Raw genomic sequence first — 16,191 nt, 5'->3', positions numbered from 1 at the left:
CCGTCAATTGGACTAAGAGGGGGGCGCCCTGATCAGAAGGGAGGAGGGCTGCCAATGGGACAAGCCATTTCACGCAGGACATTTTCCTTCGGATCGGCGGCGGCCCTGCTTTCGGCGCAAACCATGGGCCAAGGCCAGGCGGCATCCCCATCCAGCGTAGCCCTGATTGAGGGCGGCATTCCCCGCCCGCTGGTCATACCGGATCAGCCGCAAGATTGCGTCGTCTATGCCGCGCGGGAACTCGCCGCGCATCTCGCGAAGGCCACCGGCACGCTGCCCCAGATCATTCCGGAACACGTAGCGTCGGGGCAAAGCCCGACCGCTGGAATTAGCATCCTTATCGCCGACGTCATTCCGCCGACTCGACCTGCGACTTGAAGCTGAAGTCGGCCAGCATGGCGGCGACCGCGTCCCGCTTGTCCGCCGGCACCCGCACGATGGTGATCGGTGCCTGGTCCGCACCGCGCCGGGTGCTGACACTTCCGGACGTTCCCAGCTTGCCGATGATGTCTTCCGGGACACGTTCCGCTTCGCGATCCTTCAACGCCGGTTTGAAGGTCTTGCCGATGGCGGTCAATGGTAGGGCATCGACGATATGGATCGCCTTGGGCCAGGCTGCGCGTTCGGAGACGAGCCGTTCCGCATGCTGGAGCAGAGCGGCTTCGGTTGCAGCGGCACCGGCGTGGAGCTGGACATAGGCGACGGGCAGTTCGCCCGCATAGGCATCCGGTCGCCCGACCGCGGCCGCAAGCGCGACGGCCGGGTGGCTTTGCAGGGCATCCTCGATGACGACGGGATCGATATTATGACCCGCGCGAATGATGATGTCCTTCGCACGTCCGGTAAGCCACACGTAGCCGCTGGCGTCCTTGCGGCCGAGGTCGCCGGTGTCGAACCACCGCCTTCCGTCACCGCGGTCAATCCAGATGTTCCGATTGTGCGCATTGGACAGATATCCCGCGAACACGTTGCGCCCGGAGATGGCGATTCGGCCGACCTCGTCCGTCGCCGCCTCCCGCACGAACCGGCCATCGGCATCGAATACCAGCACATCCAGTTCCTGAAACGGTATCGACAAGCCGATTGAGCCCGGCTTCCGTTCACCGCCGAGCGGGTTCAGGGCAGAGACGCACGTCCCCTCCGTCAGACCATATCCTTCGACAATGGCGATGCCCGTCGCGGCTTCGAACCGACTAATGAGGTCGGCGGGCATGGGCGCGGCGCCGCAGAAAGCGAACTTGAGGGACGCAAGGTCGCGCCCGACGGTCGACTTCGTCAGCAAGGATGCGAATAGGGTCGGCACGCCGCTGAAGACCGTGACGCGGTGATGCTCGACGATGCTCCAGAAACTGTCGACCACCCCCGGGCCTCGGTATCCCTGCGGCGTACCCAGAAGGACGTGCGCCCCGCTGATGAAGGCGGCAAGGCCGGTCACCATCGCCGCGTTGACATGGAACAGGGGCAGTCCGCAGAAGATGACGGTGCCGGGTGCCATCGCATCGCCGATCGCTTGCGCGCTCATTCAGGCGTTCGCTACCTCGGATCCGTGCGTCCGCCGCGCCAGCTTGGGCAATCCCGTCGTGCCTCCCGTGCAGAAGCAGGACGAGATGTCATCCGAAGAGATTGCGCGGCCGCTGGTGAGACGATCCCCGCGCGTACGTGCGGCCAGCCTGAAAAAGTCGTGGACGACAACCGGACGCGGAACAGGACTTGCCGCCCTGGCAGCCTTGCCGCCCAGAAGCCTGGCACCTATCCGTCGCCATCCGTCGGTATGGCGGGCCGGATCGACGAGGACGAGATGACGGAGATCGGGCGCATTCGCGAGGGCCGCAACCGCCTTCTCGTACAGGTCGGAACCGGGGAACGGGGCGAGCGTCACGAGGATGGACGCGCCCGAAGCAGCAAGCAGAGCGCCGATGGCATCCGCCTCCAGCAGCGGATTGATCGCCACGGCTGTGCCTGCCGCTTCTGCTCCCCACAGGACGAAATGGGTCTCGGGAAGGTTCGGCAGCATGTACGCGACCGAGTCGCCGGGGCCTATACCGCGGCAGGTCTGCGGGCCATCCGGCCGCCTCAATGGTCTTAATCGCCGATCGGTCGCTCACGGGCGAGCCACAAAGCTCATAGCCTTTTTGCATGGCATGCTTTCCCCATATCATTGGCGTTTGGTAGCATCACGTTGTCGTCGGTGATCAGCGGACGAACTCGACCATCTCGAGGCGCCCGCGCAGACCGGCGGGAACGACCTTGTCCGAACGACCCTTGAACTGCGTGAGGCGGCGATCACTCTCCTCCGTGAAGTTAAGTGTCGGCGACGATGGCCTCGGCCAGGCACTCATCCAATGGCGCCTGGTTCAGGGGTGGTCGAACTACCCCTGACCGATCGCTACTCAATGATCCCGCCTGACAAGACTATTCGCTAGCCGTCCTTCTCACCTCTTATCGGTCGGGGTCAGCAGCCCGCGATCCTTGAGCCAGGCATACATTTCATCCGTCCACAGGGCAGTGGCCGCACCTTTCGAGTCCATGCCGAACCCATGGCCACCGATCCCATAGAAATGCGCCTCGACCGGGCGCTTCGCCAACCTCCAGGAGTTCATGAGCCCAAGCTGCCCGCGGGCACCGAGCGGGTCATCCAGAGCCAACCCGATAAATAGGGGCGGCGCGTCAGATGGGACGTCGCACGCCTCCATCGGCCCGTAGAGGTTCCCGACAAAGTCGGGGCGATCGGCCACGTTGTCAGCCAGAGCGACGGTCATCGCCAACTTCCCGCCCGCCGAAAAGCCGAGGAAGCCAATTCGCTTCGGATTTACCCCGAACGTTGCAGCCTTGCTGCGGACAAGTCTCAGAGCAGTCTGACCGTCTGCGAATGCCTCGGGCGGCGTTTCGATATTGATCACGGGTGCGTTGGGGCCGGAGACCTTCTTCAACATCTCCATGGCCATGTCCGTGAACACTTTCGGATCCCGCGGTGTAGGCCGGACGCGGTATTTCAACACGAAAGCCGCGATACCCTTGGACGCAAGCCACCGGGCCACACCATATCCTTCACTGTCTATCGAAAGATAGACGAAAGCACCGCCCGGCGCCACGACCACCGCCGCTCCCGTCGCGATGCCGGCTGGCGGCAGGAAGGGGGTAAGGGTTGCGCGCGACACGTTCCGGACGCCTTGAACACCCCATATATTGCCCCACTGCTCAGTGTTGGGTCCCGAACGACCGTCCAGCGGTATCTCGGGGAGGCGCTTCGCCTCGTTAGAGGCGCTAACCGTGCTGGCCCCCAGGCGGTGCTGATCGGCGGCCGAGGCTGGCCCCCCTACGGCCGACGCAGCCAGCAACATGGCAGTCAGGTTGATAGGCTTCAACTTCATCTCGTGCCTCTCCTCGATGGCGCATTCCGATACCCAATCACCGCCGGATTTGGAAGCAATATTCTATGTATGGAAATGGAAAAATGCAAATTTCGAAATCAATGTTGAAGCAGGTTTAGAGCGCGCTGCGTTTAATCGGACGCAATCGCACGCTGTAGTTTTTTGTTATCGCATCGTTTTAAGCACAAAACCGGTTCCCACTTTTGCGCACGATGCTTTAGCGCCCCGCGCGAAGAGCAACCCCTCCGACTTCAGTCGGGTATCTGCTATGGGCTAGCCCAGCCGTTGCGATGCACGCATCTTGGCGTTCGCGCCGACGTTCATGCGCCACCCCATGGCGCTTCAGCGGCAGCTATGTCCTCTACCGATCAGAGAGCCGGCTCAGACGCTCGAAGAAAAGGATAGATCGTTAGATTTCTGCCGCTGGCACGACCATTTGTGCGATTGCCAAGCCGCGGATAAGCTCGTCTCCAGATTTCACGGTCTGACTTAAGTAGGGGGATGCCCTCGCCTTCAACCACGCAAACAGATGTGGTCTCGTCGCTGACGTCCAGTCCAGCATAGATCGACATCGGTCACCCTCCTGCATTGACGCAGAATTGGACGAAGATTTGCCTCTTGGCAGGGGAAATGAACGGCGTCTCTGACCCACGTTCACAAAAACAACGCCGCCAAACCCCCCGGAACTGCGCTATTTCGCAGGCCCAGCATGCCCGAAGGCAAAAATCGGTTACCTTGTCTGACTGAATGGTGCGGTCGAGAAGACTCGAACTTCCACGGCCTTTCGGCCACAACGACCTCAACGTTGCGCGTCTACCAATTCCGCCACGACCGCACATCTGAAGGGAAACCGGCGGGGCCGGTGCCTTGGTAGGAGGCGGCCCTTAGCAAAGGCCTTGGACCCATGCAACAACCGATCTTCATGTGCGTTTCTTTTGCCGGGTGCTGGCGATGATGCAGGCGAGCGCGGAAGAGGAGAAGGTCGCATGTCCCCCCGTTTCTGGTTGTTCAGCCTGGCGAGCGCTGGGGCCGCGTTGGTCAGCGGGCTAGGCCTTGGCCTCTACGCGACGACTCCGCCACGGCTATCCTTCACCGACGCACAATCCTCCTCCTATTCCACGTCGCCGGTAACGACGGCGCAGGCAGAAAGCAGCCCCAATCTGACCGGGCCTGAGGAGATCAACTGCAAGGGGTGCGGCCCGACCCTCGCGGATCGGCAAATGGCAAGCATGACGGCGGGCTGGAGCGGCTATGACGATCCGGTCGTGCAGCGTTACGAGGCGCAGGATCAGCAAGCCGACGATTGGCAACCGCTTGAAGATGCCCCGCCATCGCCAATGCACCGGCTGCCCGCCAACGTAGAACGGTTCGCGAACGGCGATGATGCACCGCCGCAGCCGACGCAGCTGGCGCAGGGCAATGGCGCGAAATTCGATTCTGCGCCTGCCGTTTCACCCGTTTCCTACTAGGCAAGGCGGCGCAGCCACCCCACGCACGGACTTACCCAATAAAAAGGGGAGGAAAGTCCTCTGCCTTTCCTCCCCTTCATCCTATTCGGCAGCCACCACCTCGGCGCTTGTATCGCTCAAAGGATGGGTCAGCCGATGCACCATTTCCTTGGGGCAAATCTGCCAGAAATGACGCCGCCAGCGATCCCAATCGTCCAGGATCGTGTTCGACCACTTGCTGTCGGTCGTCACCGCATGTTCGGCGATCAAGGCCTTTAGCTGCGCTTCCCAATGGGCGCTTTCCAGGCGCTGCCACACGATATTTTCCGGATTGGCGCGCCGTTCGAAGCTGCCATCTTCGTCCAGGATGAAGGCCATGCCGCCGGTCATCCCCGCGCCGAAGTTCGCGCCCGTCTTGCCCAGAATCACCGCCGTGCCGCCGGTCATATATTCGCAGCCATTGGCACCGCAGCCTTCGACCACCACCTGTGCGCCCGAATTACGGACGGCAAAGCGCTCGCCCGCCTGACCCGCCGCGAACAGCTTGCCGGCCGTCGCGCCGTACAGGACGGTGTTGCCGATGATCGTGTTGTCCTTGCTCGTCAGCGGCGAGGAAACCGTGGTGCGCACGACGATCGTGCCCCCCGACAGGCCCTTGCCCACATAGTCGTTGGCGTCGCCAAAGACCTCCAGCGTGATGCCCTTGCACAGGAACGCGCCCAGCGACTGGCCAGCCGACCCGCGCAGGCGCACGGTCAGATGCCCGTCCGCCAGGGCAGACATGCCGAACCGCTCGGTCACGGCAGCCGACAGCCGCGTACCAACCGCGCGATGCGTGTTGCGCACCGTATAGGTCAGTTGCATCTTCTCGCCACGCTCGAACACCGCCTTGGCATCGCGCATCATCTGCGCGTCCAGGCTGTCAGGCACCTCGTTGCGCCATTGCGTCAGGCTGAAGCGCCGCTGATCGTCAGGCGCATCCACCTTGGCGAGGATGGGGTTCAAGTCGAGGTCGTCGAGATGCTCGGCACCGCGGTTGACCTGCTTCAGCAGCTCCGTGCGCCCGATCACCTCATCCAGGCTTCGATAGCCCAGCCGCGCCAGCACTTCGCGCACTTCCTCCGCGATGAAGGTCATAAGGTTGATGACCTTCTCCGGCGTGCCGGTGAACTTCTCGCGCAGCTTCTCATCCTGCACGCACACGCCCACGGGGCAGGTGTTCGAGTGGCACTGGCGCACCATGATGCAGCCCATGGCTACGAGGCTCAGCGTACCAATGCCGAACTCCTCCGCGCCCAGGATCGCCGCGATCACGATATCGCGGCCGGTCTTCAGGCCGCCGTCCGTGCGCAGCTTCACCCGATGGCGCAAGCCATTGAGCGTTAGCACCTGATTGGCTTCGGAAAGCCCCATTTCCCAAGGCGTGCCCGCATATTTGATCGACGTCTGCGGCGAAGCGCCGGTCCCGCCGACATGGCCCGCGATCAGAATGACGTCCGCATGCGCCTTCGCAACACCAGCGGCAACCGTACCGATGCCCGCCTGACTGACCAGCTTCACGCACACCCGCGCGCGCGGGTTTATCTGCTTGCAGTCGTAGATGAGCTGCGCGAGATCCTCGATCGAGTAGATGTCATGATGCGGCGGCGGCGAGATCAGCGTCACGCCGGGCGTTGAATGGCGCAGCCTGGCGATGAATTCGGTCACCTTGAAGCCGGGCAGCTGACCGCCTTCGCCGGGCTTGGCGCCCTGTGCGACCTTGATCTCGATCTCCTCGGCGCTGCCCAGATATTCGGCATGCACGCCGAAGCGGCCCGACGCGATCTGCTTGATCACGCTGTTGGCATTGTCGCCATTCTCATAGGGCTTGAAGCGGGTTGCATCCTCGCCGCCTTCGCCCGACACGGCCTTCGCGCCGATGCGGTTCATCGCGATGGCCAGCGTTTCATGCGCCTCCGGAGAGAGCGCCCCGAGCGACATGCCCGGCGTCACGAACCGCTTGCGGATTTCGGTTGTCGCCTCGACCTCGTCGATCGGCACGGCTTCACGGGCAAAGTTGAACTCCAGCAGATCGCGCAGATAAACCGGCGGCAAATCCCGCACGCCGCGTGAGAATTGCAGATAGGTCGAATAGCTGTCGGTGCCGACCGCAGTCTGCAACAGATGCATCAGCTGCGCGGAATAAGCATGGCTCTCCCCGCCGTTACGCTGGCGATAGAAGCCGCCGACCGGCAGGCGCACGACCGCGCTGTCATAAGCCGCTTCATGGCGCAGCACCGCATTATGATGCAGCGACGCATAGCCTTCACCGGAAATCTTCGCGGGCATGCCGGGAAACAGGTCGTTCACCAGCGCGCGGGACAGGCCCACCGCCTCGAAATTATAGCCGCCGCGATAGCTGCTGATGACCGCAATGCCCATCTTGGACATGATCTTCAGCAGGCCTTCGTTGATCGCCGTGCGGAACCGTTCAAAACAGGCTTCCAGCGTCAGATCGCCGAACAGGCCGCGCGCATGGCGATCGGCAATGCTGGCCTCGGCAAGATAAGCATTCACCGTGGTCGCGCCGACGCCGATCAGCACCGCGAAATAATGGGTGTCGAGCGCTTCGGCGCAGCGCACGTTGATCGACGCATAGCTGCGCAGCCCCTTGCGGACGAGATGCGTGTGGACCGCTGCCGCCGCCAGCACGCCAGCGATGGCGACCCGATCGGCATTGATATGCTCGTCGGTCAGGAAGATTTCGGTGCGGCCTTCACGCACCGCCTGCTCGGCTTCCTCGCGGATGCGGGCAATTGCAGAGCGCAGCTGCTCCTGCCCGCCTTCCGCCGGGAAGGTGCAGTCGATCTCAGCTACCGCCGGGCCGAAATGCGCCTTCAGCCGCGCCCATTCGGACGAGATCAGCACCGGCGATTCCAGCACCAGCACATGGCTGTTCTGCGCTTCCTGTTCCAATATGTTGTGCAGGTTGGAAAAGCGCGTGCGCAGGCTCATCACATGGCGTTCGCGCAGGGAATCGATCGGCGGGTTGGTGACCTGGCTGAAATTCTGGCGAAAGAAGTGGCTGACCGTGCGGGGCTTGTCGGAAATGACGGCCAGCGGCGTGTCATCGCCCATCGATCCGACCGCTTCCTTCGCATCCTCGACCATGGGGGCCAGGATCAGCTCCATGTCCTCCAGCGTCAGGTTTGCGGCAACTTGACGGCGCGTCAGCTCCGCCTTGTCCCATGCGGGCAGGGCGCTGGCTGTCTGCGGCAGATCACCGACCTTCATGAAGTCCTTGATCAGCTCGGCATAGGGCCGCTCGCCCGCAATCTGGTCCTTGATCGCGCGGTCGTCGTAGATTGCGCCTTCCTGCAGATCGACGGCGATCATCTGACCCGGACCCATGCGGCCCTTCTTGACGATGGTGGTTTCGGGCACGACGACCATGCCGGTTTCCGAACCCACGATCAGCAGATTATCGCCGGTCAGCGTGTAGCGCAGCGGACGCAGCGCGTTGCGATCGACGCCCGCCACGACCCAGCGGCCATCGGTCATCGCCAGCGCGGCCGGACCATCCCACGGCTCCATCACGGAGGCGAGATATTCATACATGTCGACATGGCTCTGCGGCGTTTCGCCCGCCGCCGCCTGCCACGCCTCGGGCACCAGCATCAGCTTGGCGGTCGGCGCATCGCGGCCCGACCGGCAGATCGCCTCGAACACGGCGTCCAGCGCGGCGGTATCCGAGGCGCCAGCGGGGATCACCGGCTTGATGTCCTCGCTATGATCCCCAAAAGCCAGCGACGCCATCTTGATCTCGTGGCTCTTCATCCAGTTCTTGTTGCCGCGGATGGTGTTGATCTCACCATTATGCGCGAGCGTGCGGAACGGCTGGGCCAGCCACCATTGCGGGAAAGTGTTGGTCGAATAGCGCTGGTGGAAAATCGCGACCCGGCTCTCGAACCGCTCATCCCGAAGGTCCGGGTAGAAGACCGACAGCGATTCCGCGAGGAACAGGCCCTTGTAGATGATCGACCGGCACGACAGGCTACAGATGTAGAAATCCTGAATCTGCGCCGCGATCACCTTCTTCTCGATCCGGCGGCGGATGAGGTAGAGGTCCTTTTCGAACTCGATCTGGTCACGCTCCTCCGGCATCGGCCCGGCGATCATGATCTGCTCGATCTCGGGCCGCGTGCGCTGCGCCTTCTCGCCGATGACGGACACATCGACGGGCACCTGCCGCCAGCCATAGATGGTGTAGCCCGCGTCGATGATCTCGCTCTCGACGATCGTGCGGCAGGTCTCCTGCGCGCTCAAATCCGTGCGCGGCAGGAAGATCATGCCGACAGCCAAGCGGTTGGGCAGGGGCTTATGCCCCGAATCGGCAATCGCATCGTCAAAGAAGCGCACCGGCAGATCGACATGGATGCCCGCGCCGTCGCCGGTCTTGCCATCCGCATCCACCGCGCCACGGTGCCACACCGCCTTCAGCGCATCGATCGCCGAAGCGACGACGCGGCGGCTAGCACGGCCGTCCGTCGCGGCGACAAGGCCGACGCCGCAGGCATCGCCTTCCATCTCCGGATGATACATGCCCTCGGCGGCAAGGCGCGCACGCTCTTCGGGGCTCGCCATGAAGTTCATTTGCTCGGTCATCATTCGGTTCCCTTATCGGGTATCACTTGCAGTCTTTCGGCAGCGGAGGTGTCAAGGACGCTTCTGACCGCTCGACGGAATTCGAGGCGGCGGTGGAATTCCTCTCACTACTCGGCGGGGTAGAGATGCCGTTTTCTGGAGGAAGCGATCGTAAAGGCTGTCTTCAAACTCGTTTGTCCGTCGTCCGACATACGATATGATCGCCAAAGGTGGCATCTCGCCACTGGTCAACGCCGACGCGAACTTCGCTCCTGCCGGAGAAGTGACGAATGCTCTGGCATCAGCCATTTCCTGCGACGACATCTTGCCTTCAAAGAGAGTAGCATAGCCCGCTTCGAGTGCGGCATTCCTTAATTGCACATACTCGCTTGCGTTTTGAGCCGCCAAACTTTGAGCCGCTTCCTTGCAGGCTGGCAATACAGGGTCGCAACTGGCTGGTTTATATACGCGGATTGGCCCGACTAATGATTGGAAAAGCGCCTTTTGGGCTTTCTCCGTACTAAGCTGAAGGCGATGGCTGCCCCCCTCCAGCATGGCACGTGCTAATCTCTGTGCCTCTTTCCCGGGAACAGATAGAGTCCCAGCGGAAGGCTGCGCTAGTCCTGCGGCAGGAATGCCGCTGAAACCGATCAAGAGGAGTAGCGTGTATCTCATGCCGCTTGTCTCTCGCCCGCGGCCGCCTTGGCCTTCGCCTTCAGAAAGCGGTGCATATGCTCGGTCACATCTCGCCCATCGCGGATCGCCCAGACCACCAGCGAAGCGCCCCGCACGATGTCGCCCGCAGCGAACACACCGTCCATCGACGTCATCATCGTCTTGTGATCGACACGCAGCGTGCCCCAGCGGGTGACGGACAACTCCTCCGCGCCGAACAACCTGGGCAGATCTTCCGGGTCATAGCCCAGCGCCTTGATGACAAGGTCCGCTTCCAGCGTATGTTCGGTGCCCGGATCGGCCTCGGGCGCGCGGCGTCCCGAAGCGTCGGGCTGGCCCAACCGCATCTTCGTCACCTTGACGCCGGTCACATGTTCCGTGCCTTCAAAAGCGATCGGGGCGGAAAGCCAGACGAACTCGACGCCTTCTTCCTCCGCATTTTGCACTTCACGCTGCGATCCCGGCATATTTTCCCGGTCGCGGCGATAGAGGCACTTCACCGAAGTCGCACCCTGACGCACGGCCGTGCGGACGCAGTCCATCGCCGTGTCGCCGCCGCCGATGACGACCACTTTCTTGCCGTTGGCATGCAGCGAGCCGTCTTCATGCTCCGGCACTGCGTCACCGAACCCGGCCTTGTTGGAAGCGATAAGGAAGTCGAGCGCCTTGACCACGCCCGGCGCGCCGACGCCCGGCGCCTTGATGTCGCGCGGCTTGTAGACGCCGGTCGCGATCAGGATGGCGTCATGGCGGCTGCGCAATTCTTCCATCGACGCATCGCGGCCGACCTCGAAACCTTCATGGAAGGTGATGCCGCCGTCCTTCAGCCGCTGGACCCGGCGCATGACGACGTCCTTCTCCAGCTTGAAGCCGGGAATGCCATAGGTCAGCAGCCCGCCCGCGCGGTCGTGTCGGTCGTAAACATGCACCTCATAACCCGCGACACGCAGATATTCGGCGGTGGTAAGGCCCGCCGGACCCGCGCCGATGACGCCGACCGACTGGCCCAGCGGCTTGCCGGGCACCAGCGGTTCGACCCAGCCTTCCTTCCAGGCCGTGTCGGTGATGAACTTCTCGACACTACCGATCGTGACCGCGCCATGGCCGGAAAACTCAATGACGCAATTGCCCTCGCACAGCCGGTCCTGCGGGCAGATGCGGCCGCAGATTTCCGGCATCGTGCTGGTAAGGTTCGACAGCTCATAGGCCTCGCGCAGCCGTCCCTCGGCCGTCAGGCGCAGCCAGTCGGGGATATGGTTGTGCAGCGGGCAATGCGTAGCGCAATAAGGCACGCCACATTGCGAGCAACGCGCCGCCTGCTCTTCGGCTCTTTCCAGCAGGAAACTGCTGCTGATCTCCAGGAAATCGTCGGCCCGATCATCGGCCGAGCGCTTCTCGGGATAGGCTTGGCCCGTTCCCACGAATTTCAGCATCGGATTGTCAGCCATGGTGAGTCCCTAAATCTGTTCAGGGCTCACATAGCAGAAAAACCGCCAAAGTCACGCGGATTCGACCATAAAGGTCATATGAACTGACCTAAACTGAGACTATTTCCGACACGCTTGATCGAACACGTGATCAGCAAGGCTAATCTAGATCCGATACGGACCTATCTTAACCACAGCCATATGAGCGCCCCCGTCCCGGCGATGATCCGATACCAGGCAAAGGGCACGAAGCCCTGCCGCGAAACCAGGCCCACAAACCAACGAATTACCAGCAGCGCGACGATGAACGACACGACAAAGCCCAAGGCGATGCTGCCCCAGCCCACCGTGGCGGAGGTGACGTCGCTGCCCTTTTTCAGCAGCTCCAGCGTCGATGCGCCCAGCATCGTCGGGATAGCCAGAAAGAAGCTGAACTCCGCCGCCGTCCGCCGCTCGACCCCCAGCGCCAGCGCGCCCATGATCGTCGCGCCCGACCGGCTGACGCCGGGGATCATGGAGATGCACTGGATGAACCCGATGCCGATCACCCGCGCCAACGGGATGTCGGCAATGCCATGAAAGCGGTTCTCCTTCGCCATCCGCTCGATCGCGAGGATGGCGATGCCCCCGATAATCAGCGCCCAGGCGACCACCTGCGGCGCGCCCAGCAGCACCTCGATATAATCATGCATCGCCAGCCCGATCACGACGGACGGGAGGAAAGCGACCAGCAGGTTGCGCAGAAAGCGCCAGCTCATCGGTTCCTTGCGCAGCAGCCCCATCGCCACCGCCCAGAATGTCCGCCAGTACAGCACGACCACCGCCAGGATCGCGCCAAGCTGGATGATGACGTTGAACATCGCCCAGGTCGCCGCGTCATAACCCAGCAACTCGCTCGCCAATATCAGATGCCCGGTGGAGGACACGGGCAGGAACTCGGTCAGCCCCTCGACGATGCCAAGCAGGATGACCGTCAGATAATGGAGGTCCATGGGCGACTCTGGTCCTTGAACTGGAAGGGGAAATCCGCGCGGAACACGGCGGAGGAAAGATCGCGCTTATTGTGCAGATGCGGGACGCGCGCGCAATGCGCGGCAACGCTCATCGCCGCGCCATCCCGTCATTCCATCGACAGTTGGACAGGCGGCGATGGCTCGCGCCCTCAGGTCAGGCCTTGACGCGTCCGGCGAAGCGGCCATGGCGGCGGTAGCGGACCAACCAGCTGTCGGCGATCGCCTCCATCGGCGTGGGTGATACGCCCAACTCAGCAAGCCCCGGCATGCCCGCCGACACGACATTGTCCTTCTGCAACATCGCATATTGATCCCGCGTGATCGGCGCGCCCGGCAGCCAGCCAAAGCTCGCGATGGTCGATGCGATCGGCGCAGGCACCGCGATCAGGCTGCGATTGCGACCAATGGCCTTGGCGATCCAGCTGTTCAGCTCCATCATGCTGAGCTGCCTCGGCCCGCCCAGTTCGAATGTCTTGCCGCCATGCTGGCCGGGGTCCGCCGCCGCACTGACGATCGCCTGCGCGACGTCGGCGACATAGACGGGCTGGAACTTCGTGTCGGCGCCGATGACCGGAACCACCGGCAGGCGGCTGATCAGGTCGGCGAAACGGTTGAGGAATTGATCTTCCGGCCCGAAGATGATGGACGGACGGATGATGGTCGCGGCAGGGAAAGCTGCCCGAACCGCCGCCTCGCCCGCTGCCTTGGACCGACCGTAGGCGGAAGGGCTCTCCGCATCGGCACCAATGGCCGACACATGGACCAGCGCCTTGACCCCGGCTTCCGCCGCAGCCTTCGCCACATTGGCCGCGCCGTCATGATGCGACCCTTCCAGGTCGCCGCTCAGCACGCCCACCAGATTGATGACGATATCGCTGCCCGCAATCGCCCGCGCGACGCTCTGCGCATTCCGGATATCGGCCGCGACAAGTTGCTTCTGTCCCAGCGCGCCCAGAGGCTGGATGCGAAAGGCGCTCGCCAGGTCGCGCTGGGCTATGCGCACCCGGGCGCCGCGCTCCATCAGGGCCTGGGCGACCTGTCGGCCAAGGAAGCCGCCGCCGCCAAACACCGTAACCAGATTGTCCTTCATCACGCGTTCCATGCCTGTCCTGCTTGGGGAAAATGACTTAGCTCCCCTTGCAACAGCCGCCGCCCGCTGACAACAGCCGGGCAGCGGTCCCTGTTCCTTTTTTAACCGATCCAGCCCTGCAAGTCCGCGATCATCCACAGGCCAAGGCATAGGAACAGCAGCGCCGCGCCGATCTGCAACGCGCGCATCGGCACTTTCTTGGCCAGCGCCTCGCCAAACAGCACCGCGGGCACATTGGCGATCATCATGCCCAGCGTCGTGCCAGCCGTCACCGCCAGCACATTGTCGAACTGCGCGCCCAGCGCCACCGTCGCGACCTGCGTCTTGTCGCCCATCTCGACCAGGAAGAAGGCGATCAGCGTCGTCATAAACACGCCCGCCTTGGACGGCGCTTTCAGCGGCTCGTCCTCGTCGAACGTGTCGGGGATCAGCGTCCATCCCGCCATCGCGATGAAGCTGGCCGCCACGGCATAGCGGAACCAGGGCTGCGTCAGCACGCCCGCGATCGAATGACCGACCAGCGCCGCCAGGAAATGATTGGCCATGGTGGCGAACAGGATGCCGAGAATAATCGGCACCGGCTTCCTGAAGCGGGTGGCGAGCAGCATGGCCAGCAACTGCGTCTTGTCGCCCATTTCGGCGAGCGCGACCAATGCGGTAGAGGTGAAGAGAGCGTCCATCGATACCATATCCGGGGCCGGGCGAAGGGTTGAAGACGCAATGCCACCGCCTCTTCCCGCCCGGCCGGACAGAGAAGAGCCGATGCCATTGGTCTCGCCCGATACGGCCGCTCAAGGCGTTCGCCTTGGCTTCCCATATCCCGCATGCCACGGCCTCTCGGCCAAATATGTTGACATACGGCCCGTTCAACCAAGCGAACGGCTGGCTACTCCCCAGATGACCGCCCGCCTTTAGGAGAGATTGGTGGTGTATGCAATGGAGCGAAGGGCAGGGGAGGGCTTCACATCATCGCCGCTCTCAAAAGGCCTCCCAGCCCAGCGAGCGCGGCGACGGTCAGAGCGACCGCCCACGCCGTAACAGTCCGGGGTTTGTCCTGATCTTCCTGCGTTTCCGCGAGGCTGGAGCCCGCCAGCAGCTGGCGATGCGCATAATCCAGAAATTCGTCGAGATTGCTCCACCCGTCGCGATCCGTATCTTCCCAGGCGTCGTTTCTGGTCGCGTCGGTGCCGTTCGCCTTCTCCCATTGGTCGGACATGCCGTCTCCGTCGGAATCCGCATAAGGCGTTCCATCGGCTATCTCGGGAAGGATGCCGGGCTCACGGCGGATCTTGCCGGTTCCCTGCTTCACTTCCTTCACGATCCGTGCGTCCACCGTATCGCGGGGAAAGGCGCCGGCCGTTGTCAGGGCGCGATCATAGGCCTGCCTGGCGTCGATGACCGGGGCGCCGATGGGACATGACGGCGTCTGCACCATCGCCTCGCGCACATAGGGCGGCGGATCCCGTTCGATCATCCCCTCAATGTGGTTACCGGCCTCATATATACGCGCGCGGCCGGTCGAATTCACCGACTGGCGAGCGATGATATATCGCCCGGGCACCATATTGGGTCCGGCCTTGAAATAGTTTCCCACGATATTGACCGGGCTTCCGCCATGCTGTTCCCAAACTTCGACGAAATCGGAACGCGCATTGTAGATCAGGTTGTTGACGACATCGACGCAGGAGCCGGGGAAGAAGTTGACGTCGGGATTCCTGTCGCCGTTATGGGCGCAGATATTGCCGAGGAACGTCAATTTCTGACTGCCTGTGGCATCGCTGCTCAAAAGCGCGCATTTGTCATGCCTGCGCAGACCTTCGGCAAGGATGGAATTGGATATCGTTATATTGTCATTCTGCCCCTGACCGCCGACGGTTTCATCTTCCGACCATGACACGCTGACATGGTCGATGATGACGTTGCTGCTTTTTTCGAAGATGATCCCGCTGTCGGAAGCGCGCGTGTCCCCCCGATTGTCCAGCCGCACCCTTATGTGGCGAATGATGACATCATGCGTATTTTTGGCGACCAAGGGTGTCAGGCCATATCGGCCGCCCGCATGCGTGATCAATATCCCGCCGCCGGGCGCCGTCTGGCCTGCGATGGTGATATAGGGATTGCGGATCACCGGACGCTCGGTCGTCCAGCGGATGATCCCGCCGACCCGGAAAACGCATGTGCGCGGCCCCCGCGCGTCGATACAGGCGCGCAGGGTTCCCGGCCCGCTATCGGCCAGGCTCGTCACCGCTATGATCGCGCCGCCGCGTCCCCCTTGGGTGAACCGACCATAGCCGACCGCTCCGGGAAAGGCCTCCAGGGTCCCGGCCTCGGCGGCAACGGGCATGATCGCCAGCAATAAGGCGACCGCTTTCGGCAGGCCCCAGACGCGCATCGACGGCTCCCCGCCCGCGGGCAAGGGATGCCGCCCTATGTGCCCGGCGGGGACTATTTCCCCGGCCATGCCTGTTTCTCGCGCCGATTTCATGCCCCGATGATCACCAAAGCGCCGCAAATCGAAACAACTATTCCGGACCTATCCGGGGA

13 protein-coding genes, 1 tRNA gene, 1 pseudogene and 1 riboswitch are annotated in these 16,191 nt (G+C 62.8%); of the genes and pseudogenes, 3 read left to right on the top strand and 12 right to left on the bottom strand.

What is annotated here, in order from left to right; genetic code table 11:
• The first annotated feature begins 54 nt into the window (after positions 1-54).
• Complete coding sequence (locus AC6JBC_RS00170; protein ID WP_498024710.1) at positions 55-378, top strand: hypothetical protein; 324 nt, start codon at positions 55-57, stop codon at positions 376-378.
• On the opposite strand, the gene AC6JBC_RS00165 is transcribed toward AC6JBC_RS00170, so the two are convergent.
• From AC6JBC_RS00165 to AC6JBC_RS00150, 4 genes and pseudogenes are all read right to left on the bottom strand, one after another.
• Positions 350-853 (bottom strand): AMP-binding enzyme, encoded by a 504-nt coding sequence (locus AC6JBC_RS00165; protein WP_498025964.1) that lies wholly within the window; start codon positions 851-853, stop codon positions 350-352. The two genes, AC6JBC_RS00170 and AC6JBC_RS00165, sit on opposite strands and share 29 nt — an antisense overlap.
• Before the next feature lie 156 nt (positions 854-1,009).
• Positions 1,010-2,014 (bottom strand): annotated as a pseudogene (locus AC6JBC_RS00160) (AMP-binding protein); the annotation flags it as partial.
• Positions 2,015-2,192: 178 nt separating this feature from the next.
• Positions 2,193-2,339: a hypothetical protein gene (locus AC6JBC_RS00155; RefSeq protein ID WP_498024709.1), complete on the bottom strand. Its 147-nt coding sequence runs from the start codon at positions 2,337-2,339 to the stop codon at positions 2,193-2,195.
• 93 nt (positions 2,340-2,432) lie between these two features.
• Complete coding sequence (locus tag AC6JBC_RS00150; RefSeq protein ID WP_498024708.1) at positions 2,433-3,371, bottom strand: alpha/beta hydrolase; 939 nt, start codon at positions 3,369-3,371, stop codon at positions 2,433-2,435.
• Between the two features lie 16 nt (positions 3,372-3,387).
• Here AC6JBC_RS00150 and AC6JBC_RS00145 point away from each other — a divergent pair, with 16 nt between their 5' ends.
• Positions 3,388-3,648, top strand: coding sequence for a hypothetical protein (locus AC6JBC_RS00145; RefSeq protein WP_498024707.1), 261 nt, complete (start codon positions 3,388-3,390; stop codon positions 3,646-3,648).
• 471 nt (positions 3,649-4,119) lie between these two features.
• Here AC6JBC_RS00145 and AC6JBC_RS00140 read toward each other — a convergent pair.
• Positions 4,120-4,206, bottom strand: a tRNA-Leu gene (locus AC6JBC_RS00140).
• Between the two features lie 151 nt (positions 4,207-4,357).
• Here AC6JBC_RS00140 and AC6JBC_RS00135 point away from each other — a divergent pair.
• Positions 4,358-4,840, top strand: coding sequence for a hypothetical protein (locus tag AC6JBC_RS00135; protein WP_498024706.1), 483 nt, complete (start codon positions 4,358-4,360; stop codon positions 4,838-4,840).
• Positions 4,841-4,921: 81 nt separating this feature from the next.
• On the opposite strand, the gene gltB is transcribed toward AC6JBC_RS00135, so the two are convergent.
• From gltB to AC6JBC_RS00100, 7 genes are all read right to left on the bottom strand, one after another.
• Entirely contained in the window at positions 4,922-9,463 is a 4,542-nt protein-coding gene (gene gltB / locus AC6JBC_RS00130; RefSeq protein ID WP_498025963.1) for a glutamate synthase large subunit, read from the bottom strand.
• Between the two features lie 650 nt (positions 9,464-10,113).
• Positions 10,114-11,565: an NAD(P)-dependent oxidoreductase gene (locus AC6JBC_RS00125; RefSeq protein ID WP_498024705.1), complete on the bottom strand. Its 1,452-nt coding sequence runs from the start codon at positions 11,563-11,565 to the stop codon at positions 10,114-10,116.
• Between the two features lie 161 nt (positions 11,566-11,726).
• On the bottom strand, positions 11,727-12,536 hold the full coding sequence (locus AC6JBC_RS00120) for an undecaprenyl-diphosphate phosphatase (RefSeq protein ID WP_498024703.1): 810 nt from the start codon (positions 12,534-12,536) through the stop codon (positions 11,727-11,729).
• The gene (locus AC6JBC_RS00115) at positions 12,518-12,649 is read right to left on the bottom strand and encodes a hypothetical protein (protein ID WP_498024701.1); all 132 of its coding nucleotides are present in this window, start codon (positions 12,647-12,649) and stop codon (positions 12,518-12,520) included. The genes AC6JBC_RS00120 and AC6JBC_RS00115 overlap by 19 nt, the downstream gene beginning before the upstream one ends.
• A gap of 62 nt (positions 12,650-12,711) precedes the next feature.
• Positions 12,712-13,647 (bottom strand): complex I NDUFA9 subunit family protein, encoded by a 936-nt coding sequence (locus tag AC6JBC_RS00110; protein WP_498024700.1) that lies wholly within the window; start codon positions 13,645-13,647, stop codon positions 12,712-12,714.
• A gap of 101 nt (positions 13,648-13,748) precedes the next feature.
• Entirely contained in the window at positions 13,749-14,327 is a 579-nt protein-coding gene (locus AC6JBC_RS00105; RefSeq protein ID WP_498025962.1) for a TMEM165/GDT1 family protein, read from the bottom strand.
• Positions 14,328-14,427: 100 nt separating this feature from the next.
• Positions 14,428-14,555, bottom strand: a riboswitch (yybP-ykoY riboswitch).
• Positions 14,556-14,608: 53 nt separating this feature from the next.
• Positions 14,609-16,039, bottom strand: a complete 1,431-nt coding sequence (locus tag AC6JBC_RS00100) for a pectate lyase family protein (protein WP_498024699.1) — start codon at positions 16,037-16,039, stop codon at positions 14,609-14,611.
• Between the last annotated feature and the right edge of the window lie 152 nt (positions 16,040-16,191).

The organism is Sphingobium sp. RC1 (genome assembly GCF_059738765.1).
Note: the sequence above shows the minus strand (reverse complement) of the source record. Positions and strands in the feature narration are given on the sequence as shown.